The sequence below is a fragment of the Thiothrix nivea DSM 5205 genome (genome assembly GCF_000260135.1).
In the GTDB taxonomy this organism is placed as follows: domain Bacteria; phylum Pseudomonadota; class Gammaproteobacteria; order Thiotrichales; family Thiotrichaceae; genus Thiothrix; species Thiothrix nivea.
In genome coordinates this window covers 964,684-988,113 of record NZ_JH651384.1, presented here as the reverse complement: position 1 = coordinate 988,113, position 23,430 = coordinate 964,684, and the positions used below count along the sequence as shown (strand labels likewise).

General features: G+C 56.9%; 21 protein-coding genes, 1 tRNA gene and 1 pseudogene. 8 read left to right on the top strand and 15 right to left on the bottom strand.

The window, feature by feature from the left end:
* The first annotated feature begins 30 nt into the window (after window positions 1-30).
* Genes gph through THINI_RS05170 form a run of 4 tightly spaced genes read left to right on the top strand, consistent with a single transcriptional unit; the run spans window position 31 to window position 3,876 of the window.
* Window positions 31-702 (top strand): phosphoglycolate phosphatase, encoded by a 672-nt coding sequence (gene gph, locus THINI_RS05185; RefSeq protein ID WP_002707596.1) that lies wholly within the window; start codon window positions 31-33, stop codon window positions 700-702.
* The gene (locus THINI_RS05180; protein ID WP_002707595.1) at window positions 702-2,012 is read left to right on the top strand and encodes a DNA recombination protein RmuC; all 1,311 of its coding nucleotides are present in this window, start codon (window positions 702-704) and stop codon (window positions 2,010-2,012) included. Before gph ends, THINI_RS05180 begins: the two co-directional genes overlap by 1 nt.
* Window positions 1,996-2,925, top strand: a complete 930-nt coding sequence (locus THINI_RS05175) for a MotA/TolQ/ExbB proton channel family protein (RefSeq protein WP_002707594.1) — start codon at window positions 1,996-1,998, stop codon at window positions 2,923-2,925. Before THINI_RS05180 ends, THINI_RS05175 begins: the two co-directional genes overlap by 17 nt.
* A 3-nt stretch (window positions 2,926-2,928) precedes the next feature.
* On the top strand, window positions 2,929-3,876 hold the full coding sequence (locus THINI_RS05170; RefSeq protein ID WP_002707593.1) for an SPFH domain-containing protein: 948 nt from the start codon (window positions 2,929-2,931) through the stop codon (window positions 3,874-3,876).
* On the opposite strand, the gene rlmB is transcribed toward THINI_RS05170, so the two are convergent.
* Window positions 3,861-4,607, bottom strand: coding sequence for a 23S rRNA (guanosine(2251)-2'-O)-methyltransferase RlmB (gene rlmB / locus THINI_RS05165; RefSeq protein WP_002707592.1), 747 nt, complete (start codon window positions 4,605-4,607; stop codon window positions 3,861-3,863). The genes THINI_RS05170 and rlmB overlap by 16 nt on opposite strands.
* On the bottom strand, window positions 4,607-6,937 hold the full coding sequence (gene rnr, locus THINI_RS05160) for a ribonuclease R (RefSeq protein ID WP_002707591.1): 2,331 nt from the start codon (window positions 6,935-6,937) through the stop codon (window positions 4,607-4,609). The genes rlmB and rnr overlap by 1 nt, the downstream gene beginning before the upstream one ends.
* Before the next feature lie 140 nt (window positions 6,938-7,077).
* Between rnr and THINI_RS05155 the strand changes: the two genes are divergently transcribed.
* Window positions 7,078-7,164 (top strand) — tRNA-Leu (locus THINI_RS05155).
* A gap of 89 nt (window positions 7,165-7,253) precedes the next feature.
* On the opposite strand, the gene THINI_RS05150 is transcribed toward THINI_RS05155, so the two are convergent.
* From THINI_RS05150 to THINI_RS05135, 4 genes are all read right to left on the bottom strand, one after another.
* Window positions 7,254-8,297: an ABC transporter ATP-binding protein gene (locus THINI_RS05150; RefSeq protein ID WP_002707590.1), complete on the bottom strand. Its 1,044-nt coding sequence runs from the start codon at window positions 8,295-8,297 to the stop codon at window positions 7,254-7,256.
* A gap of 1 nt (window position 8,298) precedes the next feature.
* Window positions 8,299-9,906 carry an ABC transporter permease gene (locus THINI_RS05145; RefSeq protein WP_002707589.1) on the bottom strand — a complete coding sequence of 536 codons (1,608 nt, stop codon included), beginning with the start codon at window positions 9,904-9,906 and terminating at the stop codon, window positions 8,299-8,301.
* A gap of 20 nt (window positions 9,907-9,926) precedes the next feature.
* Complete coding sequence (locus tag THINI_RS05140) at window positions 9,927-10,940, bottom strand: Fe(3+) ABC transporter substrate-binding protein (protein WP_002707588.1); 1,014 nt, start codon at window positions 10,938-10,940, stop codon at window positions 9,927-9,929.
* A gap of 93 nt (window positions 10,941-11,033) precedes the next feature.
* Entirely contained in the window at window positions 11,034-12,077 is a 1,044-nt protein-coding gene (locus THINI_RS05135; RefSeq protein WP_081485941.1) for an IS701 family transposase, read from the bottom strand.
* 209 nt (window positions 12,078-12,286) lie between these two features.
* On the opposite strand from THINI_RS05135, the gene chrA reads away from it, so the two are divergent.
* Window positions 12,287-13,633, top strand: a complete 1,347-nt coding sequence (chrA, locus tag THINI_RS05130) for a chromate efflux transporter (protein WP_002707587.1) — start codon at window positions 12,287-12,289, stop codon at window positions 13,631-13,633.
* Window positions 13,634-13,688: 55 nt separating this feature from the next.
* Here the strand turns inward: chrA and THINI_RS05125 are convergent, their stop codons facing one another.
* The 9 genes and pseudogenes from THINI_RS05125 to THINI_RS05080 form a co-directional block, all read right to left on the bottom strand.
* Window positions 13,689-14,582 carry an LbtU family siderophore porin gene (locus THINI_RS05125; RefSeq protein WP_002707586.1) on the bottom strand — a complete coding sequence of 298 codons (894 nt, stop codon included), beginning with the start codon at window positions 14,580-14,582 and terminating at the stop codon, window positions 13,689-13,691.
* Window positions 14,583-14,632: 50 nt separating this feature from the next.
* On the bottom strand, window positions 14,633-15,748 hold the full coding sequence (locus THINI_RS05120) for a DUF1513 domain-containing protein (protein ID WP_002707585.1): 1,116 nt from the start codon (window positions 15,746-15,748) through the stop codon (window positions 14,633-14,635).
* Window positions 15,749-15,751: 3 nt separating this feature from the next.
* Window positions 15,752-16,891 (bottom strand): imelysin family protein, encoded by a 1,140-nt coding sequence (locus THINI_RS05115; protein ID WP_002707584.1) that lies wholly within the window; start codon window positions 16,889-16,891, stop codon window positions 15,752-15,754.
* 11 nt (window positions 16,892-16,902) lie between these two features.
* Window positions 16,903-18,222: a di-heme oxidoreductase family protein gene (locus THINI_RS05110; RefSeq protein ID WP_002707583.1), complete on the bottom strand. Its 1,320-nt coding sequence runs from the start codon at window positions 18,220-18,222 to the stop codon at window positions 16,903-16,905.
* Window positions 18,223-18,588 carry an imelysin family protein gene (locus THINI_RS05105; protein WP_040839120.1) on the bottom strand — a complete coding sequence of 122 codons (366 nt, stop codon included), beginning with the start codon at window positions 18,586-18,588 and terminating at the stop codon, window positions 18,223-18,225.
* Between the two features lie 16 nt (window positions 18,589-18,604).
* Window positions 18,605-19,541, bottom strand: a pseudogene (locus THINI_RS27170) (IS1595 family transposase).
* Between the two features lie 40 nt (window positions 19,542-19,581).
* On the bottom strand, window positions 19,582-20,523 hold the full coding sequence (locus tag THINI_RS05090; RefSeq protein ID WP_050987999.1) for an imelysin family protein: 942 nt from the start codon (window positions 20,521-20,523) through the stop codon (window positions 19,582-19,584).
* A 74-nt stretch (window positions 20,524-20,597) separates the two neighbouring features.
* On the bottom strand, window positions 20,598-20,813 hold the full coding sequence (gene hemP, locus THINI_RS05085; protein ID WP_154724353.1) for a hemin uptake protein HemP: 216 nt from the start codon (window positions 20,811-20,813) through the stop codon (window positions 20,598-20,600).
* Window positions 20,810-21,016 (bottom strand): (2Fe-2S)-binding protein, encoded by a 207-nt coding sequence (locus THINI_RS05080; RefSeq protein WP_002707581.1) that lies wholly within the window; start codon window positions 21,014-21,016, stop codon window positions 20,810-20,812. The genes hemP and THINI_RS05080 overlap by 4 nt, the downstream gene beginning before the upstream one ends.
* Window positions 21,017-21,284: 268 nt before the next feature.
* Between THINI_RS05080 and THINI_RS25940 the strand changes: the two genes are divergently transcribed.
* Complete coding sequence (locus THINI_RS25940; protein WP_002707580.1) at window positions 21,285-21,620, top strand: hypothetical protein; 336 nt, start codon at window positions 21,285-21,287, stop codon at window positions 21,618-21,620.
* Window positions 21,621-21,823: 203 nt separating this feature from the next.
* The gene (locus THINI_RS05070) at window positions 21,824-23,389 is read left to right on the top strand and encodes an ATP-binding protein (RefSeq protein ID WP_002707579.1); all 1,566 of its coding nucleotides are present in this window, start codon (window positions 21,824-21,826) and stop codon (window positions 23,387-23,389) included.
* The last annotated feature ends 41 nt before the right edge of the window (window positions 23,390-23,430 follow it).

Genomic DNA, 23,430 nt, shown 5'->3' with positions numbered 1-23,430 from the left:
ACGTGATTGCTGATTGTATGGATGCGCCTGATGCCGACAAGTTCTTTTTCGCCGATTAAGTGTATTTTGTTTGATCTGGATGGAACCCTGCTCGATACTGCCCCCGACCTCGTTGCGGCACTGAACGCCGTGCTGGTGGCGGAAGGGCGTGCAATGTGCACGTTGGAACAGGCACGCCATACCGTTTCCCACGGCAGTCCGGCGATGCTGGAATTTGCCTTCGGCACGGATCAGTCAGCAGCTGATCTGCAACGCCGCCGCAGTCAGTTCCTCGATTATTACACCCGCAATATCAGTCGCCACACCACCCTGTTCGATGCCATGCCGGATGTGCTGGCAACGCTGGAAGCGTCAGGCATACCGTGGGGAGTCGTCACCAACAAGCCGGAATACCTCACCTTCCCCTTGCTGGATGCACTGAATTTACGCGCCCGTGCCGGTAGCATCATTGGCGGTGATACGCTGGAGGTCGCCAAGCCCCATCCCCAACCCCTGCTGGTAGCCGCGCAACAATGCGGGGTTCTGCCAGGGCATTGCCTCTACATCGGCGACGCCGAACGCGACATCATCGCCGGGCGCAGTGCAGGCATGAAAACGCTGGTAGCCGAATGGGGTTATCTTGATCCCGGCGATGTGCACCTCGGCTGGCAGGCAGATGCCGTCATTGCCAGCCCTGCCGACATACTCAGGTGGCTGGACTGATGGATAGCACTCCGTTCCAGCTAGGTGTATTCATCGATGCCCACATCGTGCTGTTCACAGCGGTGACAATGTTCATCCTCGGCCTGCTGGTTGCCCATCTCATCTACAGCGCCCCACTGCGCCAAACCCGCCGCGAACTCGAACGCCTGCAACTGCAACTACAAACCGAGGAACAGTTGCACGAAGAACGCCTGCAAACCCTGGACGATGCGCAAGACCGCTTGCATAACACCTTCGCCGCGCTTTCCCAGCGTGCCTTACGCGAAAACAACACCCAGTTCCTGCAACTGGCGCAGGAAACCATGGGGCGTTTCCAGGTCGAGTCGCGCACCGATCTCGAACAGCGCCAGCGTTCCATCCAGCATCTGGTTGACCCGATCCGCGATGCGTTGGCCAAAACCGAACACCAGATCCGCGAAATCGAAAAGGATCGCCAGACCAGTTTCGGTGTCCTCAGCCAGCAGATTCGCGGCATGATGAACGACCAGGCTGCCCTGCGCGATGAAACCGGGCGACTAGCTTCCGCGCTGCGCACCCCCGGCATCCGTGGGCAATGGGGGGAACTGAGCCTGCGCCGTATCGCCGAACTCTCTGGTATGGTCGAACACTGCGATTTCGTCGAACAGGCACAACGCAGTAATACCGAGCGTACCATTCGCCCCGACATGGTGATCCGGATGCCGGATGCGCGCGAAATGATCGTCGACGCCAAAGCACCGATGGACGCTTATCTGGATGCGGTCAACGCCGACAACGAAGACAGCCGCAAGCGTCACCTGCAACGTCATGCCCGCCATGTGCGCGAACACGTCCGGGTGTTGGCTGGCAAGCGTTACTGGGAACAATTCGAGCAGTCGCCCGATTTCGTGGTGCTGTTCATTCCCGGCGAACAGTTCCTCGGTGCGGCGCTGGAACAGGACAAAACCCTGCTGCACGATTCCCTCAACGACAAGGTGATCCTGGCGACGCCGAGCACCCTGGTGGCACTGCTGCGGGCGGTAGCATTCGGTTGGAAACAGGCGGTTCTTGCCGAAAATGCAGGCAAGGTGCGTGATTTGGGCGAAGAATTACACAAAAGATTAACGGTTTTTCTTGACCATCTGGAGCGTCTGGGGCGTAATCTCGGCAGCAGCGTGGATACCTACAACAAAGCGTTGGGGTCGCTGGAGCGCAGTGTGTTGCCGGGGGTGCGCAGACTGTCGGAACTGGGGATTTCATCCGGGCGGAACATTACCGAGCCTGTACCGGTCGAAGCCATACCACGCCAGCCATACGCCAAGGATACCGAAACTGATGCTGAAACCGATTAAAACGCGCTATTACCTGACCCTGTTGCAGATGCTGGTTGTCCTGTTCCTGCTGGGCGTGTTCGTCCTGCTGAACAAGGATCAGGTCACGCACTTCTTTTACAGCACCCAGGCGGGGCAACTGGGGCTGGTGCTGAATGGGGTCATCCTGTTGATTTTTCTGATCGGGCTGGTGCGCATGATCCTGATGTTCCTCGGTTTTACCCGTGAACAGGAGGTGCTGCAACGTTTCCTCAAGCGGGTGGAAGAGGGCGCGCCCAACCCCACCCATGACCTGCCGGACAGCGCCATGATCGTAGACCGTTACCGTGCGGTGCAGACTATCGCACGCCAGCACGCGGAAGTGAATCAGGCGGCACTGGCTTCTACCCTGGCTGCTAGCCAGTCCACCCAGTTCACGCTGGTGCGTTTCGTGCACAACATCCTGATTCTGTCTGGCGTGTTCGGCACAGTGGTGTCGTTGTCGATTGCGCTGATGGGCGCGGCTGGCTTGCTGAATTCACCGGAAAACATGCAGCAGATGGGTACGATTGTCGGCGGCATGTCCAACGCGCTCAGCACCACCATTACCGCCATCGTTTGCTATGTCTTTTTCGCCTATTTCCACCTGCGCTTGCAGGATGCGCGTACCCAGTTGCTGGCGAATGTGGAAAATCTTACCACGCTGTACATCCTGCCGCGCTTCAAACATGCGGAAAACAGTATGCTGCACGACGTGGCAGTGCTGACGGCGGAATTGCGCCGAGCGGCGGAGGCCATTCACCTGATCCAGGATCGTTTCTTACACGCGGGCGAGCGTCTGCAACTGGCGGCGGATGACCTGCAAACAGCCGTGGCGCAAAGTGGCGGCAATATCCAGATCATCCGCGATTCTATCCGCGAAGGCTTCCGCCTCGATGACAAACCGAAGGGGTAGGGCATGAGTGACGGGCATTTTTCGTTTGCATCCCTGATCAGTGGGCGTGATGATTTTGAGGAAAGTTTCTGGCCATCCTTCACCGACATCATGATGGTCATCACCATGATTTTCCTGATCGTCACGGTGGCCGTAGTGCTGACCAATACCCGGTTGCTGGACGAGTTGCGCCACAGCATCCTGGCGGAGCAATCTGCTCAGCAGGAAGCGCAAAAGGCCGCATTCGAGGCGCAAAGGTCGGCATTGGAAGCGCAGAAAGCCGCTGAACAGGCCGAATTCCAGCTCAAGGCTAACGCTACGCTGGAAGAGCAGCTTGATTACCTGCAACAGCGCAGTTCCTCGCTGGAAATGGAGTTGTTGCGCAGCCGCGCTGAAGCCGAACAGGCGCGCACTGCCAGCACTGACAAGGATGCAGCGCTGGCGGAATTGCAAGACAAGACCCAGGAGCAGCAGAGTGCGCTTGCTACCCGCGACAAGACGCTGGATGATCTGCAAAAGCAGTTTGCTGACATCATGGCGGAACGCGAACGTACCCAGGCAGAACTGGCTGCCGCCCGAGACAGCGCTGATAGCAAGGAAACCGAGTTAACCGCCCTGCGCACCAAGGTCGACGAAAGCGAAAAGCAACTGCTGAGCCTCAAAGGCGAATACACCGAACTCGACAGCAAATACCAGAAACTGCTGCGCCCAGCACGCTCCGCCAAAGGCAAGCAGGTGGTGGAAGTGGTGTACAGCAAATCCGGCTACAGCATCCGCAAACCGGGTGAGGGCAGTTTGCGCAGCGTTAGCCGCGCCGCGCTGGAAAGCGAATTGGCCGGTTTGAAAGCGCAGCACAGCACGGACTTGTATGTAAAAGTCATTATTCCGGACAACAGCGGGCTTTCCTATAACGAGGCATGGAGGTTCACCAGCGACATGCTGAGCAAATACGATTATTATTCTGAACCGTGACGTTGCCTCAAGGCTTCATACAGGCACACACCAGTCGCCACCGACACATTCAGGCTAGACACCTGGCCTTTCATCGGAATCGAAATCAGGTAATCGCAACGCTCTTCTGTCAAACGGCGGATGCCTGCGCCTTCCGCGCCCATCACCAGCGCCATTGGCCCTTTCAAATCAGCCTGATAGAGCGTCTGCCTGGCCTTGTCGCTGGTGCCGGTTAGCCAGATGCCGCGTTCCTTGAGCGTATCCAGCGTGCGGGCGAGGTTGGTGACGGGGATGAAAGGCACGATTTCAGCCGCGCCAGACGCGACCTTGCGCACTGTCGGAGTGATGTTGGCGGCGTTATCTTTGGGGGCAATCACGGCGTGGACGCCAGCGCCTTCTGCTGTGCGCAAACACGCGCCGAGGTTGTGCGGGTCGGTGACACCATCCAGCACTAGCAGGAACGGGGCTGCTTCTAACTCGTCCAGCAAATCGTAGAGGTCGTTTTCGGTGTAGGACTTGAGCTTGTAGTACTCGGCAACCACGCCCTGATGGCGGTTGTGGCCAGCCATTTTGTCCAGCCGCTCAGCGTCAGCGAGAATCAGGTGCAAGCCGCTTTCCGCCGCCAGTTTTTCCAGCTTTTTCAGGCGGTCGTTACGGCTGCGTTTATCCAGCCAGATTTGCCCGAGGCTTTCTGCATCATTGCGCAGCGCGGTTTCGACGGCGTGGATGCCGTAAATGGTCGATTTTGCCATCAGGTTTTCGGTTTCTTCTTACGGGGTTTGCGGTTGGTCGGTTTCTTGGCGGCGGGTTTTGCCTCACGTTTGGCAGCAGGCTTCTGTTCGGTTGGGGAGGGCTTTTTGCCTTTGGTTTTGCTGCCGGATTTGCGGCTTTTACCCGCAGGTTTGCGCTCCTGTTCACCTTCCGTTTTGGCTAGCACGAAGTCGATTTTGCGTTCGTCGAGGTCTACCCGCGCAACCGTGACCTGGATGGTGTCGCCGAGGCGGTAGATACGCCCGGAATTTTCACCGGTCAAGCGGTGGTTGGCCGGGTCAAAGTGGTAGTAGTCGCTGGTCAGGGCGGTGATGTGGATCAGCCCTTCCACGTAGATGTCGCTCAGTTCCACGAACAGGCCAAAACCGGTGACGCCGGAAATGACGCCACTGAAACTGTCGCCGACATGCTCCTGCATGTATTCGCACTTCAGCCACGCAGTCACGTCGCGGGTGGCATCGTCAGCGCGGCGTTCGGTCATGGAGCAATGTTCGCCCAGCGCTACCATGTCCTTGTAGGCATACTGGAAGTTGCTGGCTTTGCCCCCACGGATCAGGTGGCGGATGGCACGGTGTACCAGCAAGTCCGGGTAACGGCGAATAGGCGAGGTAAAATGCGCGTAGTGGGTTTGCGCTAGCCCGAAATGGCCTTTGGTTTCAGGGCTGTAGACTGCCTGTGACATGGAGCGCAGCAGCACGGTCTGGATCATGTGCCGATCCGGTCGGTCACCCAGGCTGTTGAGCAGTTTGGTGTAATCCGTCGGGGTGGGTTCATCGCCGCCACCGAGGGAAAGCCCCAGACCGTTGAGGAACTGGCGCAGGTCTGCCAGCTTTTCAGCGGTCGGGCCTTCGTGCAGGCGGTGCAGGGCAGGGATCTTGTACTTGCTGAGGTAGGTTGCCGCGCACACATTGGCGAGAATCATGCACTCTTCGATCAGCTTGTGGGCGTCGTTGCGTTCGGTGGGGACAATCGCCTCGATTTTGCGTTCGGCATCAAACAGGATGCGGGTTTCAGCCGTTTCAAAGTCGATGGCACCGCGCCGGTCGCGCGCCTTGCGCAGTACCTTGTAAAGCTCGTACAAATCATCGAGATGCTCGCACAAATCCGGCACGGCTTCACGGGCTGCCTGGTCACGCTCGACCACAATCCTGGCCATTTGAGTGTAGGTCAGGCGGGCGGCGGAATGCATCAAGCCTTCCACAAACTGGTAGCTGATCAGTTTGCCGCGTGGGCCGATTTCGATGTCGCAAATCATGCACAGCCGGTCGACGTGTGGGTTCAGTGAGCATAAGCCATTGGAGAGGATTTCCGGTAGCATCGGGATGACCTTGCCGGGGAAATAGACTGAAGTGCCGCGTTCGGTGGCTTCGCGGCCAATGGCTGAATCTGGCTGGACGTAGTGCGATACGTCGGCAATCGCTACTAGCAGACGCCAGTTTTTGCCTTCACGTTCGCAATACACGGCGTCGTCGAAATCCTTGGCGTCTTCGCCGTCGATGGTCACGAATGGGGTGTCGCGTAGGTCTTCACGGTCTTTCTTGGCGTCTTCGGGGACTTCGTAACCGAAATGGTCTGCTTCTTCGCGGATTTCCGGTGACCATTCGTAAGGTAATTGGTGGCTGCGGATGGCCACGTCGATTTCCATGCCGGGAGCCATGTGGTCGCCCAGCACTTCCACGACCTTGCCTTTGGGTTGGGTGTATTTGGAGGGCTGTTCAATGATGGCGGCGACCACGATCTGGCCGGGTTGGGCATCGCCGACAGCATCGGGGGGGATGAGGATGTCCTGACTGATGCGGGAATTGTCAGGGGTGACAAAGCCGATGTTGCCTTCCAGAAAATAACGCCCAACTACTTGGGTAGTGCCACGCTCCAGAATTTCCACCACAGCGCCTTCGCGCCGCCCTTTGGGGTCTAGCCCGCGCACAGTGACCAGTGCGCGGTCGCCATGCATCAGGGAACGCATTTGCTTGGCATGCAGGAACAGGTCGGCGCTGCCGTCATCCGGTTTCAGGAAGCCGAAGCCATCCGGGTGGCCGATCACGCGCCCGGCAATCAGGTCGGTGTGGGCAATCGGCACGTATTGGCGGCGGCGGTTGTAGAGTAGTTGGCCGTCACGCTCCATGGCGCGCAGGCGTTTTTTCAGGGCGTCAAGGTCGCGCTCTTCTGTCAGGTGCAATTTGCCGGACAGGTCGGCGAAATCCAGCGGCTGGCCGCTCTGATCCAGGATTTGCAGGATCAGTTCGCGGCTGGGAATCGGGTTGTCGTATTTCTCGGCTTCGCGCTGGTTGTGGGGGTCTTTAAACTTCAATCGGGAGTCCCTTTGTCGTGTTGTAATTCGTGTGCGGCTAGCATAGCAAAAAAATGTTATGAAAGTGCTTTTTCGTATTTGACAAGGTGCAGCAAGCTCTATAAGATTCGCCTCTCACAACGCAGCACTGCTTGTGAAATGCCGAGGTGGCGGAATTGGTAGACGCGCTAGTTTCAGGTATTAGTGGGGTAACTCCCGTGGAGGTTCGAGTCCTCTTCTCGGCACCAAATTTAAAAGGCCAGTCAAAAACGACTGGCCTTTTTGGTTTCTACGGTTCGAAAAGATGACCCGAACTGCTGGGTAAGCAGAAAACTTTTCAATTGGCAGGCAGAATCACCCGATGTTGCATGTCCAGCTCGAAACAGACCGTATTCCCCACTGCATACGCCTGATGGCTGGGAGCCAGCGCCAGTATCTGGCTGCCATCCGCCAGCGCCAGCGTGTACAGGTATTCCGCGCCCCGGAACATCCGTGATGCTACCGTTGCCTTGCGCGGCGCATCCGCCACCAGCTTCAGGTCATCGGGGCGGATAAGTACATGCACCGCCGATTCCGTCAAGCAATCTTCCGGGACTAGACCCTGTACCGGGCCGATCAGCGTCATCACCGTATTGTGGTTCAGCACCGTGCCGGGAATCAGCGCCCCTTGCCCGATGAAACCCGCCACAAACGGGTTGGTAGGCTTATGGTACAGGTTGTAGGCCGTGTCCCACTGCTGCAAACGCCCCGCCTGTAACACACCGATTTCATCCGCCATCGCAAACGCTTCGTGTTGGTCGTGCGTGACCAGAAGCGCGGTTATGCCTTCACGCTTGAGGATGTCACGCACCTCGCGGGCCAGCATTTCGCGCAATTCCACATCCTGGCTGCCGAAGGGTTCGTCCAGCAGCAACAGGCGGGGGCGCGGTGCAAGCGCGCGTGCCAATGCAATCCGCTGCTGCTGGCCGCCGGAAAGCTCGTGCGGGTAACGTTTTTCGTAACCGGGCAGGTTCACCAGTTCCAGCAATTCTGCTACCCGTTGAGCTTTGTCCTTGCCGGACTGCTTATGGATGCCAAACGTAATGTTGCTGGCAATGCTCAGGTGTGGAAACAGCGCGTAATCCTGAAATACCATGCCGATGTTGCGCTGCTCTGGCGGCAGGTGTTTGCCGGGTGCGCTGATTACCTGATCTTTGAGGATAACCGTACCTTGCGTGACCGGCTCGAAACCGGCAATCGCGCGCAACAGCGTGGTCTTGCCGCAGCCGCTAGGCCCCAGCAGGCAACCGATCTGGCCGTCTTCCACCGTCAGGCTGACATCATGCACAACGGCGTTGTCGCCGTAGCGGATGTGGATGTTTTGAAGGGTTAACTTGCTCATTTCATTTCTCCCCAGCCCGCGATTTCCCAATAGACCGGCTAAGCAGAACTACCGGAATAATCCCCGCTGCCACAATCATCAGCGCAGGCAAGCCCGCCTCCGCCAGCCGCTCATCCGACGCCAGTTCATACGCCCGCACCGCCAGCGTGTTGAAATTGAACGGGCGCAGGATCAGGGTGGCGGGCAATTCTTTCAGCACATCGACGAACACCAGCAGGATGGCGGTCAGCAGCGTGCCTTTCATCAGTGGCAAATGCAGCTTGTGTAATACGCCGAAAGCACTCAGACCCAGCGAACGCCCGGCGTTGTCGACCGTCGGCTTGATCTTGCCCAGCCCCGCTTCCACCGTTTGCAACGACACCGACAGGAAGCGCACGTTGTAGGCAAACAGCACGGTAAACAGTGTGCCGCTCAGCAGCAGCCCGACATGGGTTCCGAACCACTGCTTGCTCAGGTTGTTGAGCTGCGTATCCGCCCACGCAAACGGGATCAGCACGCCAATCGCAATCACCGTGCCGGGAATCGCGTAACCCATCGCGGCAATCCGCGAGGTCAGGTTCACCAGTGGATCGTTACTCAGGCGCTTGCCGTAACCCAGCACCAGCGCCAGCAGCAACGCAAACAGCGCCGCCAGCCCTGCCAGCAACAGGCTATGCCACACCAGCTTGAGGAAATCCGCATCCAGCCCATCCGCTGCCGTGCCCATGCTCCAGTACAGCAATTGCCCGACCGGAATCACGAAGCCCAGCAGCAGGGGCAGGGCGCATACCAGCACCGCCACCAGCGCTTTTCCACCCTGCAACGGATAGCGCGGCAAACGCGAATACTTGCTGGAAGTATGGTGGTAACGCGCCTTGTGCCTCGACCAGCGTTCCAGCAGGATCAGTACGAACACAAACCCCATCAGCAGCGCCGCCAGTTGCGAAGCCGCTGCATGATCCCCCAGCCCGAACCAGGTGCGGAAAATGCCGGTGGTAAAGGTGGTCACGCCGAAATACTGCACCGTGCCGAAATCCGCCAGCGTTTCCATCAGTGCCAGCGACAGGCCGGTGATGATGGCAGGCCGCGCCAGTGGCAGCGCCACACGGAAAAAACTCTGCCACTGGTTTGCGCCCAGCGTGCGGCTCACTTCCAGCACACAAATCGACTGCTCCAGAAAAGCCGCCCGCGCCAGCAGGTACACATACGGAAACAGCACCAGCGACAGCATCACAATCGCCCCACCCAGCGAGCGCACATTGGGGAAGTAATAATCGCCATACCCCCAGCCGGTCGTCTCACGCAACAGGCTTTGCACCGGCCCGGAAAAATCCAGCATCCCGGTGTAGGTGTAGGCAATGATGTAGGCAGGCATCGCCAGCGGCAGCAACAACGCCCACTCGAACAGGCGCTGCCCCGGAAACCGGCACATACTGTTCAGCCACGCTGCCGGAAGCCCCAGCAGCAAAACGCCGCAACCCACCCCTACAGCCAGCAGCAACGTGTTGAGCAGGTAATCGGTGAGTACCGTATCAACCAGATGTTGCCAGACCTCGGGGGCGGGGACGAAGACGTAGCCAAACACCGCCAGTATCGGCAGCGCCGTGAGCAACGCCATGCCGCTGAGCATGACGCGCCACAGGTAACGCCTTACTTCCAACCGGCTTTGTCCATGATCTTGACTGCTTCGGCGTTGTTTTTGCCGAGCTCGGACAGGTTCAGGCTGTCAGCCTTGAACTCGCCCCAACCTTTCAGCAGTTCGCTGGGTGCGATGCCTGCCTTGACCGGGTATTCCTGATTGGCTTCGGCATACCATTGCTGTGATTCATCGCTGACCAGAAATTCCAGCAGTTTGATGGCGTTGCCCTTGTTGGTGGCGGTTTTGGTGACTGCCGCACCGCTGATGTTGATGTGTGTGCCACGGTCAGCCTGATTTGGCCAGAAAATGGCGACTTTTTCCGCCGCTGCTTTCTCTTCCGCATCATCACTGCCGAGCATTTGCCCGTAGTAGTAGGTGTTGGAAATGGCAATATCACACTGACCTGCCGCTGCTGCCTTGATCTGGTCACGGTCGCCGCCTTCTGGTGGGCGGGCGAAATTCTTCACGAAACCATCCGCCCATGCCTGCGCTTTTTCTGTGCCGTTGACCGCAATCATCGAGCCGAGCATGGATTGGTTGTAGATGTTGTCGGAAGAGCGGATGCAGATGCGGCCTTTCCACTTCGGGTCAGCGAGGTCTTCGTAGGTGGAAAGCGCTTCCGGCTTCACCTTGTCTTTCACGTAGAAAATCGGGCGGGCGCGCGAAGTGAGGCCGAACCACTGGTTGGCGGGGTCGCGCAGGTTGTCGGGAATGTCTTTAGCCAGCACTTCGGACTCGACCGGTTGGGTCAATTCCATTTCCACTGCACGATACAAACGGCCTGCATCAGCGGTCATCAACAGGTCGGCGGGGGTGTTTTCACCTTCCAGCTTGAGGCGTTCCAGCAGGGCGTCGTCCTTGCCGGTGACCAGGTTGACCGCAATGCCGGTCTGTTCGGTGAATTTGTCGAACAGGGGCTTGATCAGTTGTTCCTTGCGCGCGGAGTATACGTTGACTTCGCCCTCCGCCAGCGCGGGGGCAGCAAGGCTGCTTACCAGTAACGCCAGGGCAATCTTCTTGAACATTGGGGGTGAACCTCTTTTGAGAATAGAAACAAGAAAGATTTGCATTATCTATATGCTAAGTGGGAATGCAAGTAATTCTCATTATTTTAGGACTTACGCATTGACGGCGGCCTGAAATTGTGGGTTGAGGTGCTGCTTGCCTTGCATGAAGCGGCTGACAAAAGCAGCCACAGCATCCGTGTACAAGTCGCGTTGCCATTGGTAGGCGTTGCTGATGATGTCAACAAACTGCATCTGTTGCAGGTGGACATAGCTGCACAAGGCGGCAAAGATATGGTTACGTATCGGGACGTTGCCGCGTACCTGGAATTTCTCGATATGGCAGACCTGCTTGATCATGCGGTGGTATTGCTCAATCTGCCAATGCTGGTCATGCAGGGTCTGGAAATCCGCTTGCTGGAAGGTGTCATAGGCGTCAGCATTCGGGAGGAAAACCACGTAATGGCGCAGTTGGTCTTTTAACTGCGTCCGAAACAGCTTTACCTCGCCAAATTCGCGTAACCAGACCCTCAGCCCGTCAGCAGGGATGTCCAGTTTCTGTACCTGCACCCATGACCCCTTTTCGGTGGATACCCGGCGGTTGCTTTCCACAGCGAACAGGAACCCCATGCGGTGGTTTCTTACCGTTTTGAGGTTGCCCACACAGGAATACCAGCTATCCCCGGTCATGAAGGCGGGTTGCAGCCCCCATGCCAACACGTCCTCCAGCATGTCGAGGAAATAATCATTCTTGGTCTTGCCCTCTGCCTTGTCATACACCCGGTAGTTGACCGGCAGGCTGCGCCCTTGCGGGTCACTGTAATACAACGTGATCAGGTTCAGCCCCTTGACCACCCGGTGGTGCTTGCCTGACCAGAAGTGTCCAACCAGCTCCATATGCTGGCTGTAGGGTTTGTCCAGCGTACTGTCATCCACATTCAATGTCCCGCCCACCAGGTTCAGCAGCCGCGATGCTTCGTTGAACAGGTCTTTTGGCTCATAGGCTTCCCGCAACAGGAAGCGGTTTACACTGTCATGCGAGATGCCCATCACTTCCGACAGGCGGGTGCAGGTGCTTGATTTCGGTTCACTCATCAGAAACCCCATGTACATTGGCAGGGTGCAATTGGCTGTCGGTGGGCGTTTGGGCCTTCTTATCATTGGCTTTTATGTCGCGTGAAAAACTTATTCCTGACACAGACAGGGCTGCTTCGTCAATGCGTAAGTCCTATATTTAACGATTATTCCGCATAGGTGAGAGGCTGACGGTAAATCAGATTGTGTTTTATCCCTTCAAACTTTTTGCCTGTTAGCGAGGCGATGCGTCACAATACTGAGCACAATTAATACCACCAGAGGTTTCCCCTTTGAGCGACATACCACAGACAGCGCCGCAAGCCCCGCCCTTGGGGCAGGCGTTTTTCTACTGGCTGAAGCTGGGTTTCATCAGCTTTGGTGGCCCGATGGGGCAGATTGCGCTGATGCACACCGATCTGGTGGAAAAAAAACGCTGGATTTCGGAACACCGTTTCCTGCATGCGCTGAATTTCTGCATGATTTTGCCGGGGCCGGAAGCGATCCAGCTCGCCATTTACATTAGCTGGCTGATGCATGGTGTGCTGGGCGCGGTGATGGCAGGGGTGTTGTTCTTCCTGCCTGCGTTCCTGCTGTTGTCGTTGCTGGCGGGGGCTTATCTGGCGTGGGGCGATGTACCGCTGATGCAAGGCTTGTTCTACGGCATAAAACCGGCGGTGGTGGCAATTGTGTTGTTTGCGGCGTGGCGGATTGGTTCCAAAGCGCTGAAAAACAGCGTCCTGTGGGGTATCGCGGCTGCGGCTTTTGTCGCTATCTTTGTGTTTGGGGTCGGTTTTCCGTGGATTGTGCTGGTGGCAGCCCTGTTGGGCGTGATTGGCGGCAAAGTCATGCCAGACAAATTCAGGGGCGGTGGTGGTCATGGCGCATCCGACAAGGCTTACGGTGCAGCGGTGATTGATGACCACACCCCAACCCCGCCGCACGCGCAATTCTCGTGGCTGAAACTGGGGATGACAGTTGCGGCTTTCGTTACCATCTGGTTGGTGGCCATGCTGGTGGTTGGCGGGCAACAAACCCTGAATGACATGGGCAGTTTCTTCACCAAAGCGGCATTCCTGACCATCGGCGGCGCGTATGCGGTGCTGCCGTATGTGTATCAGGGCGGGGTGGAACACTATGGCTGGTTAACCGGCCCGCAGATGATCGACGGTTTGGCACTGGGTGAAACCACGCCGGGGCCGCTGATCATGGTCGTTACCTGGGTGGGTTATCTGGGCGGAGTGACCAAGGCAGTGTTTGTCAATCCGCTTGCCGCCGGTTTTGCCGGGGCGGCAGTGGCGACATTTTTCACCTTTTTGCCGTCTTTCCTGTTTATTCTGTCGGCGGGGCCGATGGTGGAAAGCTCGCGCAATGACCTCAAGTTTACCGCACCCCTGACCGGTGTGACCGCCGCAGTGGTGGGCGTGATCATGAATCTGGCGGTATTTTTCGCTTGGCATACCTTTTTCCCGCAAGCCAGTACAGCCACGCCGTTTACTGCCCCGTTTGAGTGGTTTGCGGTATTGGTGGCAGTGGGCGCATTCGTTGCCTTGTGGAAATACAAGGCGGATGTCATGCATGTGATTTCTTTCTGTGCCGCTGTCGGCCTGACTTATACCTTGCTACCCCCCCTGTTTTGAGGAGGAGTGGCTTGATCTTGTTGGGCAGTTTCGTCAGTGTGGATATACGGGTGACCTAAAACTCGTAGGCAACTTGTAGGGTGACAACATCCTCATCCGTACCGTCGTAATGGTCGTTTTTCATGTATTCGGCGGCGAAACTGGCTTTCTCGAACACCGGCATCCGGTAGGCAATGCCGGTGGCGGTTTCCGGCAGTTCCAGTGTTTCCGCTGCGTCAGTTTTTTGGTAAGCCAGCGCGATGGTGCGGTCATTGCCAATGTCGATACTGGCTTCCAGATTGGTGGCGGAAGGTTTGGCGGTGCTGGCATCTTCCAGGGTGATTTCGTCCACCTTGATGTGTTCGGCAATCACACCCACGCGCCCGATCTGGCCGGATGCGTATACGCCCACGCCGGAGGCAGCCTTGTCGTTCACGTCGGAAATGTAGCTGATGCCCGCGCCGACCGTTTCGGTGGCGAAATCCAGGTTGACGCCGTAATCGTCGATCTTGCCGCCGCCGTCTTCGTCATCCTTGAACACGTAGGCGGAGCCGGACACATTGCCATTGCCCATGCCGACCTGCACGGCTTCTTCCTGGGTTTCCGCCAGTTCCAGCGTCAGTGGGTCGGACACCATGTTGCTGTCAAACTTGCCGAAGGGCACGTACATGCGCCCGGCGGTGATGTCCAGCCCTGCGCGCGGTTTGAAGGTCAGGGTGGCTTCGTCGACGCTGATGTTGTCATCGTTTTCGCCTTGTTCGTACAGGAACAGCAGGTGGCCTTCCAGCTTGTCGTTCAACGGGTTGTCAACGCCGAGTTCGACGGTGGAAACCGTCAGGTCGCTGCTGTCTGCTTCATCGGCGTTGACAAAACCGGCTTCCACTTCCACCAGGCCGCTGAGGGTGGTTTCGGCATAAGCGGGCGCTGCCAGGGATGCGCCAATCAGGAAGCTGAGCAAGGTCTTTTTCATAGGGGAATCTCCAGAGTTTTTTAAAGTTGCTTGCATTGGCTTGTCCGGAGTCATGCCAGCACCAGATGGTTATCCCAGTGCTTATCCGGGAACTGGTGCAACAGACTGGCTGATGCGGGTTGTGGGGTTGAGGGAAAGGTGTGGATGCCGCCGGTCGCGTCCGATACCAGAAACCGGTTTTGGTCGGCGAGGAAGGCGACGCCGCTGGGTTCAGATAGCGGCTGCGCGTGCAGGAAACGGCGTTCGCGGGTGCTCCAGAAACTGGCGTGGTTGCCGCGTGGTGAGGATACGGCAAGGATTTGCTGCTGCGGGTCATAAGCCAGATCCGCCATGTAGCCGTTGAAACGCGCCACGTCAGCGGGGTTGATGTCGAGCAGTTGCAGGTCGCTGCCTTTGTCCTGCCATGCCACTAGTGACGCCGGTTGGCGGCGGTACAAGTCGCCTTCGTATTGCAAGGCTACGCCCACGCTGCCATCGGCGGTGGCAATCAGGTGGCGGATGCTGAGGTGATGGTCAGGCAGGCGGTATTCGTCGATTTTCTTGCCATTGGCGGCGTCGATATACACCAGTGATGGTTGCATGGTGTCGAGGTTGAGCTTGCGCCGCCCGAAGTCGGGGTGTTGTTCAATGCCGCCGTTGGCCACCACCAGCGTTTTGCCGTCGGGCATCAGTTGTACATCGTGCGGGTCAAGGCCGTAGGTGTCGTATTCGCCAAGCTGCTGGAAGGTTTTGCTGTCACGGATGCCGAGTACGCCGCGTTTTTCGTCGTAGGCGTTTTCGGTGGTGAACAGCACATCACCGGATGCCGATAAGCAGCCGTGGCCATCAAAATGCCGCCCTGACGTCGCCTTGAACGGCGTTGTACTCCCGTCACCGACATTTACCTCCGCGCTTTCAAACGCTGGCCGCCTTCCGAACAGTAGTACCCGCCTGTCTGCCAATGGCAGCACGGCATGGCCGCGCACCGGCACGGCGATGGATTGCACCTGTCCGCTGCGCATGTCCAGCCGGGTGAGGAAATGCCCACCCGCCGGGTTGTCGCTGGCGGAATACAACAGGCTGGGGGCGGTGGGCGCAGCAGCGGCCTGTTTCATCAGGGAACTGACCCCGATGGCGGAACCCAGCGCGCTGGCAGTGGCGAATAGCAGGAAGGTGCGGCGGTTCATGCGTCAATCCCCATCGTTGTCGTTGAAGCCAAGTTGCACGCGCATGACTTTGGCAAGTTGGCGCTTGATACCCATCTGAATGTCATTGCCGAGGTAGTAGTAACCATCCAGCTCCTTGCCCTGGCCGTTACGGATCAGGGTAAAGGGGTCAGTGGTGGGTATGGGCAGTTTGAGGTAGTTGTTAAAGCGTTGTTCCATCGCATCGGCGATCCATTTGGCTGTCTTGCTGTTGTCATGCTCACGCAGCCACTGGAACAGCCCCCCATCGCGCATGATGCGTTGCATCCCTTCCACGTTGGCGCGCACCACCCTGACCGAATAGCCGCTGCGCCAGGCTTCCAGTTGGTAGGCGTTGGACTGGTTGAGGATTTCCTGCTTGCCTTTGCTGTTGAGGTTGATGCCTTTGCCCAGCGGGTTGCCGATGCGTTTTTTGGAAGTTTTCTCGGCGGACTGGTACAGCTTGCCCACCAGCAGATCGACTACCTGACGTGCACTGGCGAAGGTGGCATTGCCTTTGTCAGCGGTGCGGAAAGCAGTGGCGTATCCCCGGCTGTCTTTCACCCAACCATCGGCGATGGTGCTGATGTCCTGATGCAATAGCTCGCTGGCGGCTTGTACGTAGGCGCAACGGCGCTTGCCTGCATCGCCCTGGAAGGCTGCCAGTTGCTCAGCTTCGGTTTTGTCGCGGTCAAACAGCAGGAATTCCAGCGTACCCAGCCCTTGCCCACCAACCCCGGCTTTGTCGATGGCGGCTGGGGTCAGCTCGTCAGTTCCACCCAGCAACCCGTTGATGATGGACTTTTTCGGCGGGTTGAAGTTGATGCTGAAATCAATCTGTTCTTCTACCGCCGGGCCGAACAACAGCGCATCGGTGTGATGCCAGGCCAGCAGGGTTTCGCCCCAGCCTTCGCGCAATACCCGGAATTTTTCGGCGTCTGGCTCGGCGCAAAAAGCCTTGCTGCGTTGTTCCAGCGTGTTGGCAGCGACTTCCAGTTCGCGGTAAAGCGGGATGATGGCACCATCCACCAGTTGCGCCAGCAGTTTGTCAACATCCGGTAGCGGGGTGGCGGGGGCGACCGCCGGTGTTTCCGCCAGCAGGGGCAGCGGGAACAGGAGCAGGCAGAGGAAAAATTTCTTGAACATCAGTCGTCCCATCACAGCGAGTTGAGGAAACGCAGCAGCGCTTCGCGTTCGGGTTTATTCATGGCTAATACGGCCTGTTTGGTGGATTCAGATTCACCACCGTGCCACAGGATAGCTTCCAGCAGGTTACGGGCGCGGCCATCATGCAGGAAGCGGGTGTGGCCGTTGACCTTTGCCGTCAGGCCGATACCCCACAACGGCGGGGTACGCCATTCGCTGCCGGAGGCGGCAAATTCTGGGCGGTTGTCCGCCAGCCCTGCGCCCATGTCGTGTAGCAGCAAATCGGTATAAGGCTGGTGCGGCTGGTTTGCCAGTGACGGAAAGGTAGGGGTGTGGCAAGCAGCACATCCCACCTGATGGAACAGTTTCTGCCCTTGAGCGACTTGCGGGTCGTCCACGTTCCGGCGTACCGGAACCGGTTGGTTGGCGATGTGGAACACGACTTTTTCCAGCAAATCCGCCGGGATTTCCGGCTTGCCGCCGTCGGGCAGGCTCAGGCAGTCCGTTTGCGCCGTGCTGCACGGCTGTTCGGGGAACAGGTAGGAGGTAATGCCAATGTCATTACGGAACGCATCCGCGCTTTGTTGCAGGATGCTGGGCTGGCTGGCTTTCCAGCTAAAACGGCCTAACACGGTTGTTTGTTGGGCAATATCCCAGACGACATTCGGTTTGCCGGAAATACCGTCGTCATCCTGGTCATCCAGGTCGGCATTGGCGAGGATTTCAGCTTCCGGGATGCTTTCCAGCAAGCCCATGCCGGGCAGGGGCGGGGCAACGCGGGCGGAAAGCTGGACGTCATGCGCCAGTTCGCCGTAGTTCAGATGGCCGATGGTCAATGTGGGTTTTTGCAGGTTCCAGGCTTCACCATCCTGAAACTGTCCGCTGATTTCGGTGTAGCTGAAATGGGGCATACCTTCACCCGGCAGACCTTTGATGCCCAAGGTTTGTAAATGGTCGCCGTAGACGGGTTCGGGGGCAACGCCGAGTTTTTCAGCCACTGTTTTTTGTGCTTCGGTAGTGGCCGGAACGCTCAGTTTCACCAGCGTTGACAGAAAGGGTTCCGCATCGGTTAGGGGAGGGTGGCCGCGACCATGCCCGATGTGGCAGGCCAGGCAGCTATTGGCCTTGAACAACGGCCCCAGCCCGTCGCGGGCGGTGGTTGAGGCAGGCGCGATCACCCACGGCTGTTGGAAGAAAGCGCCGCCGATGGCAAAGTCTTCGTGTTGTTGAGGGTTCTCTTCGGCTACGCTCAGGGAATGGTTGCCAGTGCTATTGGCTAGCCCCGGCAGCACAAACAGGCTGCTCAAGGCGATGGCTAGAGTCGGATGCATTTACCCACCAAACGAATCGCTGCTTTCCGGGTTGAGGCTGTCGATTCCCACGGCTTTGGCGGCGGCTTCAATGTCACCGGTCTGACTACGCAGGGCGGTGATGGCGGCTTTCACCCGTTTGTTGCCGTCTTTGTTGTCCGGGGTAATCTGCTGGTCGAAATGTTCGCCATTTTCGGCGGCTTCGACGATGGCTTCAACCGCTTTTTGGGTGTTGGCGAGTTTGCTGGCCAGGGTTTCGCTGAGTTTTGCGTCCTTGCTGGCGACCAGTTGGGCGAGGCTTGCGCCTTCCACCTTGCTGCCATCGGTACGGGTGTAAATGCCGTTGAAAATGTTCTGGATGCTGCGGGCGTTTTCGGCGAGGCTCAATATGCGTTTCAGGGTCTTATCCCAACAGCAGCGAAAGCAAGGACTGTAAGGCAGCTTGCCCCCGTTTCCTGATGTTGTGAAGAGACTCGAAGAATGCAAGGTAACACGGTAGCTTTTCTTGTGAGATCCCCCGATGAGGTCGTAACCATGAGCGTAACAGTGACCAAAAACCTTCCATCGTATTGACGTGGACTTCATGGAAACCGTCACCATCTTCGTCACGGGCATATTCGCCTGCGCCATGGTTGACGGTTTTGTGGGCATAGCCCCATTCTTCCAATCGGCTGTAAATGTTGTACTCATCGGTGTAGACCAGCGTGCCTGCTGCCACCGTTTCCACAATCAACGGCTTGATCGTCGTCTGTTTCACATTCGCCAGCATACGGATCACGACCTCCCCGGAACGCTGGATCATGCCGAAAATGGGTGGTTTGTCCTTTTCCAGTGTCCCACGCCCCGGCGCACCTTTCAGGGCGCGGCGGCGACCTTCACGCCCAGCATCCGCGACGGCTTCGGGGTTTCCCTTGTGTCCAGCCTTGACATAAACCTCATCAAATTCAACATTCCCAAACAGGTTTACTGGCGTTTTTTTTCTCGACACCACGCCGTAACTGTTCCGTCATCGCCTGAACATCATCCTTGTTCAACCCCAATTCGCGGGCGATTTGTTGGTTGGACAGGTTCAACGACATCAGGTACAGGCACAACACCCACACCTTCAGCGGCTGGTGGTGGCCTTCAAACACCGTTCCCGTCAGGTCATCAAAACGCTTTTGGCAATCCTTACACTGGTAACGCTGGCGTTCCTGCTGGGTGTCATCCTTGCCTCGACGGATAGTGTCCTGTGAACCGCAGTGCGGACAAATCACCCCATTAGGCCAACGCACGGAACGGACTTGCTCGAAACAGGCGGCATCACTGGTCAGGCTGGAAATACTGATGAGCGAGGTCATAAAGCCTCTCCTTGGCTATCGGAAATGACTAACTTTACCGCTATCCATCACGTTTGCAATGCCGGGGAAAACAAGACCCTGAAACGCATATTGAGCCTTCGGCGATGTCATTGTGGGTGTTGTCGCTAAAGCAGGAGTGCTCGTCTTCTTGCGAATGCGCCAGCAACGCCACGTTCATGCGTTCACCGGCCAGTTCGCCCAGGCTCAGGCTGCCCATGCCGAACAACATGCGGCGCAGGGCTTCGTTTTCAGGCAGCGACAGGAAGGCTTGGCGGTAGTTGTCTTTGCTATCTGCCCAGTCGTCGGCCATGGTTTGCAGGTCGGCCACCAGCAGGTCAGTGGCGGCTTTCAGGTATTCGCCACGGCGTTCGCAGTTGCCGTTGGTACAGGCGTCGCCCTTGGCATAATCGGTGGCAGGGCGTTTGCCAGCGTCTGTGGGGTCGGCGTTGAAATCCTGACCCCATAGCAGAAATTCAATGGCATGGTAGCCGGTGCCGACATTGGCTTCGGAACCGCCTTTTTCATTCAGGGATTTCAGCAACTCAACATTGATCGGATCTTTGCCCGCGATGATATTGGCGCTGGCAAACGGGTTGCCTTCTTCGTGGTCGTAAACAGCCTGTTTGACGTAATCAATCAGACCCTCGTCCAGAGGCCATGCATTGACCTGACCTTCCCATTCATCCACGTTGGGGTTGCTGAAACGGAATGCTTCGGTCTGGCTGTAAGGCTTGCGGGCCGCCAGCCAGGCATCCTTGGCGGCCTGTTGGGTTGCATCGGTCGGGTTGGCGATGAAGGCATCGACTTTTTCCTGCAACACGTTGGCTGTAGCCAGCGCATCGCCGAAACTGGCGGCGGCCAAGTTGACGTAATTTTCCATAACGGCTTTGGCGCTAACCGTGTCGGCCTGTGTGAGGGTAGGATTGACGCTCAACATGCCACCCAGCAGGGCTGCCGACACGATCTGGCTAATACGTTTCATGTTTGGGGATGCTCCGATAAAAGGGTCTGGCTGGGTCGAGGAGGGTGACTGGCTTGACCGGTAGTACTGAAGGGTTACTCGGTAGGTCGTTCAGGCGAACGGTCAGGCACCGGCTGCTTGTCTGCGTCATCGTCTGCCGAGGTGAGGATCAGGTTGCCCCGGCGGGTGATGGTCAGGCAGTAAGGGCGCTTGCCGTGCTGAAGGATGATCTTTTTACAACCACGCATCAATTCTTCCAGATTGATCCGTTTGGGTTCCACATCCGTCATTCTCAAGGCTCCAGTCATCATGCGAATGCACCTTGCATCAGGTTGAAGTCAAAGGTTTCAGGGTTAAGGGTTGTGTCGATTACTTCACGGGCATGGTGTTTGCAGCGTCCGCAACAGGTGCCGACCTTCAGTTCCTGCTGGATGGCTTCCAGCGAGTCGTGGCCTTGCTTGACCGCTTTCTTGATGGCTTTGTCAGTGACGGAATGGCAGATGCAAACGTACATACTTTATCCCCTAAACAGTAATCATTCTTGATAACAAGGCGGATGATAACCATCCTCATTTGTAAATGCAAGTGGTTCTCAGTGTATTTTTGAAAATGAGAATGATTATTATAAAAAGCTTGACTCATTAACGGGAATCATTATCATTTGTTCCATCGAACAGGTTTTGCCTTTCCTAAAAATGGCAACCCAGGTAGTCAAGCCATGTGTCATGTAACTTCCACACAGCCAGGCTCACTTTTCGCAAACACAGACGCGGAGGTGCGTAATGACGTTTTACATCAATGCCTGGCTGGATCGGGTTGACCCGTTCATCAGCCTGCATAACCGCCATACCGGTGAAATGGTAGCGCGGCTGGAAAAAGATGAATTGCAGGAGTGCCTGGAGCAGGGCGATTTCTGCGTGCATGAATTGTGCAACCCATGCCCAAGGGTGCAGCAGGAGCTGGTGAAATGCCTGTTGCTGGCGCGCTGTTCCTGTGACGTGCGGCAACAACTGGAAACCATTCACCGCAACTTTTTCCCGCCACCAGCAATGGCGGACATTATTCCTTTCAGGCCGAAACAGAGCGTTGCCCCAAGCTATGGGCAGGGTTACGCCTGAAAACAATGTGTGTACAACCTGTCAGGTTAGCCTTGATAAAAATAACCCTGGCCTGACCGGAATCCTGGTTCCTCTCTTGGAATTTTGAAACATCGTTGGGGGCTTCGGCCCCTTTTTCTTGCGTGCTGGCGGGCTAGCCATCCAAACCCGCTGCCCCTGAATCCGCTATACTGTTCCGGTATCCACACAGCAGGCTTCGGCAGATGAAAAACTTACCCATCGGTATCAGCACCTTACAGAAAATCAGGGATGATGATTGCATTTATGTGGACAAGACTGCGTATGTGCAACAGTTGGTGGAGCGCGGCGGCTATTATTTCCTGTCACGCCCGCGCCGGTTTGGCAAGTCGTTGCTGGTAGATACGCTGCACCAGTTGTTTGCAGGCAATGAAACCCTGTTCCGGGGCTTGCATATCTACCCGCACTGGGACTGGGCGGTCAGCTATCCGGTTATCCGGTTCAGTTTCGGGGCGGGGCAATTGCGCAACCGGGCTGAGCTGGATGACAAGATGGGGGAGTTGTTGCGCATAAGCCAACAGGAGTTGGATATTACCTGCACAGAAACCAACCTTTCAGCCTGCTTTGCAGAACTGATACGCACCGCCAAAGCGAAATACGGGCAAGCGGTGGTGGTGTTGGTCGATGAATACGACAAGCCCATCCTCGACAACATCAGCAACCCGGCGATTGCGGCAGAAATGCGTGACGGCTTGCGCAACCTGTATTCCGTCATCAAGGATAACGATGCCCACATCCGCTTTGCCATGCTGACCGGGGTCAGCAAGTTTTCCAAGGTGTCGTTATTCAGTGGGTTAAACAACCTCAAGGACATTACGCTGGATGCGCGTTACAGTGCCTTGTGTGGTTATACCCAAATTGAACTGGAGCGAGAGTTTGCTGAACATCTGCAAGGCGTAGATATGGCACTTGTGCAGCAATGGTACAACGGCTATAACTGGCTGGGGGAAAGTGTCTACAACCCGTTCGACATCCTGCTGTTTGTGGATGGAGGCCACAAATTTCTGCCTTACTGGTTTGAAACGGGTACGCCAACCTTTCTGGTGGAAGTATTACGCAAGAAGCCATACCACCTGCCTGATCTCGAAGCCGTGCACATGGAATACAAGACCCTGGGTAATTTTGACGTGGATACTATCCAGCTTGAAACCCTGCTGTTCCAGACGGGCTACCTGACCATCAAGCAAGAAACCGTTGCGTTCCCCGGCAGTACTCCGGAATACACCCTGTCTTACCCCAATCTGGAAGTACGTTACAGTCTGATGGGGTATTTGCTGGAACACTACCTGACCGACAGCCGCCATGAGCGTGGTTCCATCTATCAGGCATTTCTTTCTAATGATTTTGTGGCGCTGGAACGGCGTTTCCGCACCCTGTTTGACAGCATTGCCCACCAAAATCACACCAACAACCCGATGGCGGCGCATGAGGGTTATTACGCGGCGGTGGTTTACGCTTTCCTGTGTTCCCTAAGCCTTGATACGCGGGCGGAGGAAAGCACCAATAAGGGCAGGGTGGATATTACCTTGCGCTTTACTTTGCCGGACGGGCAGCGGCAGGTGTATATCTTCGAGTTCAAGATGACGGATAAATCCGCAGGTGATGGCAGCGCTTTGCAACAGATCAAGGATAAGAACTACGCTGCACCTCACCGTGACGGGCAGCAGCGGATTTTCCTGATTGGCATGGAGTTCAATGAAAAGGCGCGAAATCTGGTGCGGTTTGAGTGGGAAGAGGATACTGTTCGTTGATCCTGTATTGGTTGTAATGTAAGTGGTTCTCATTTATATTC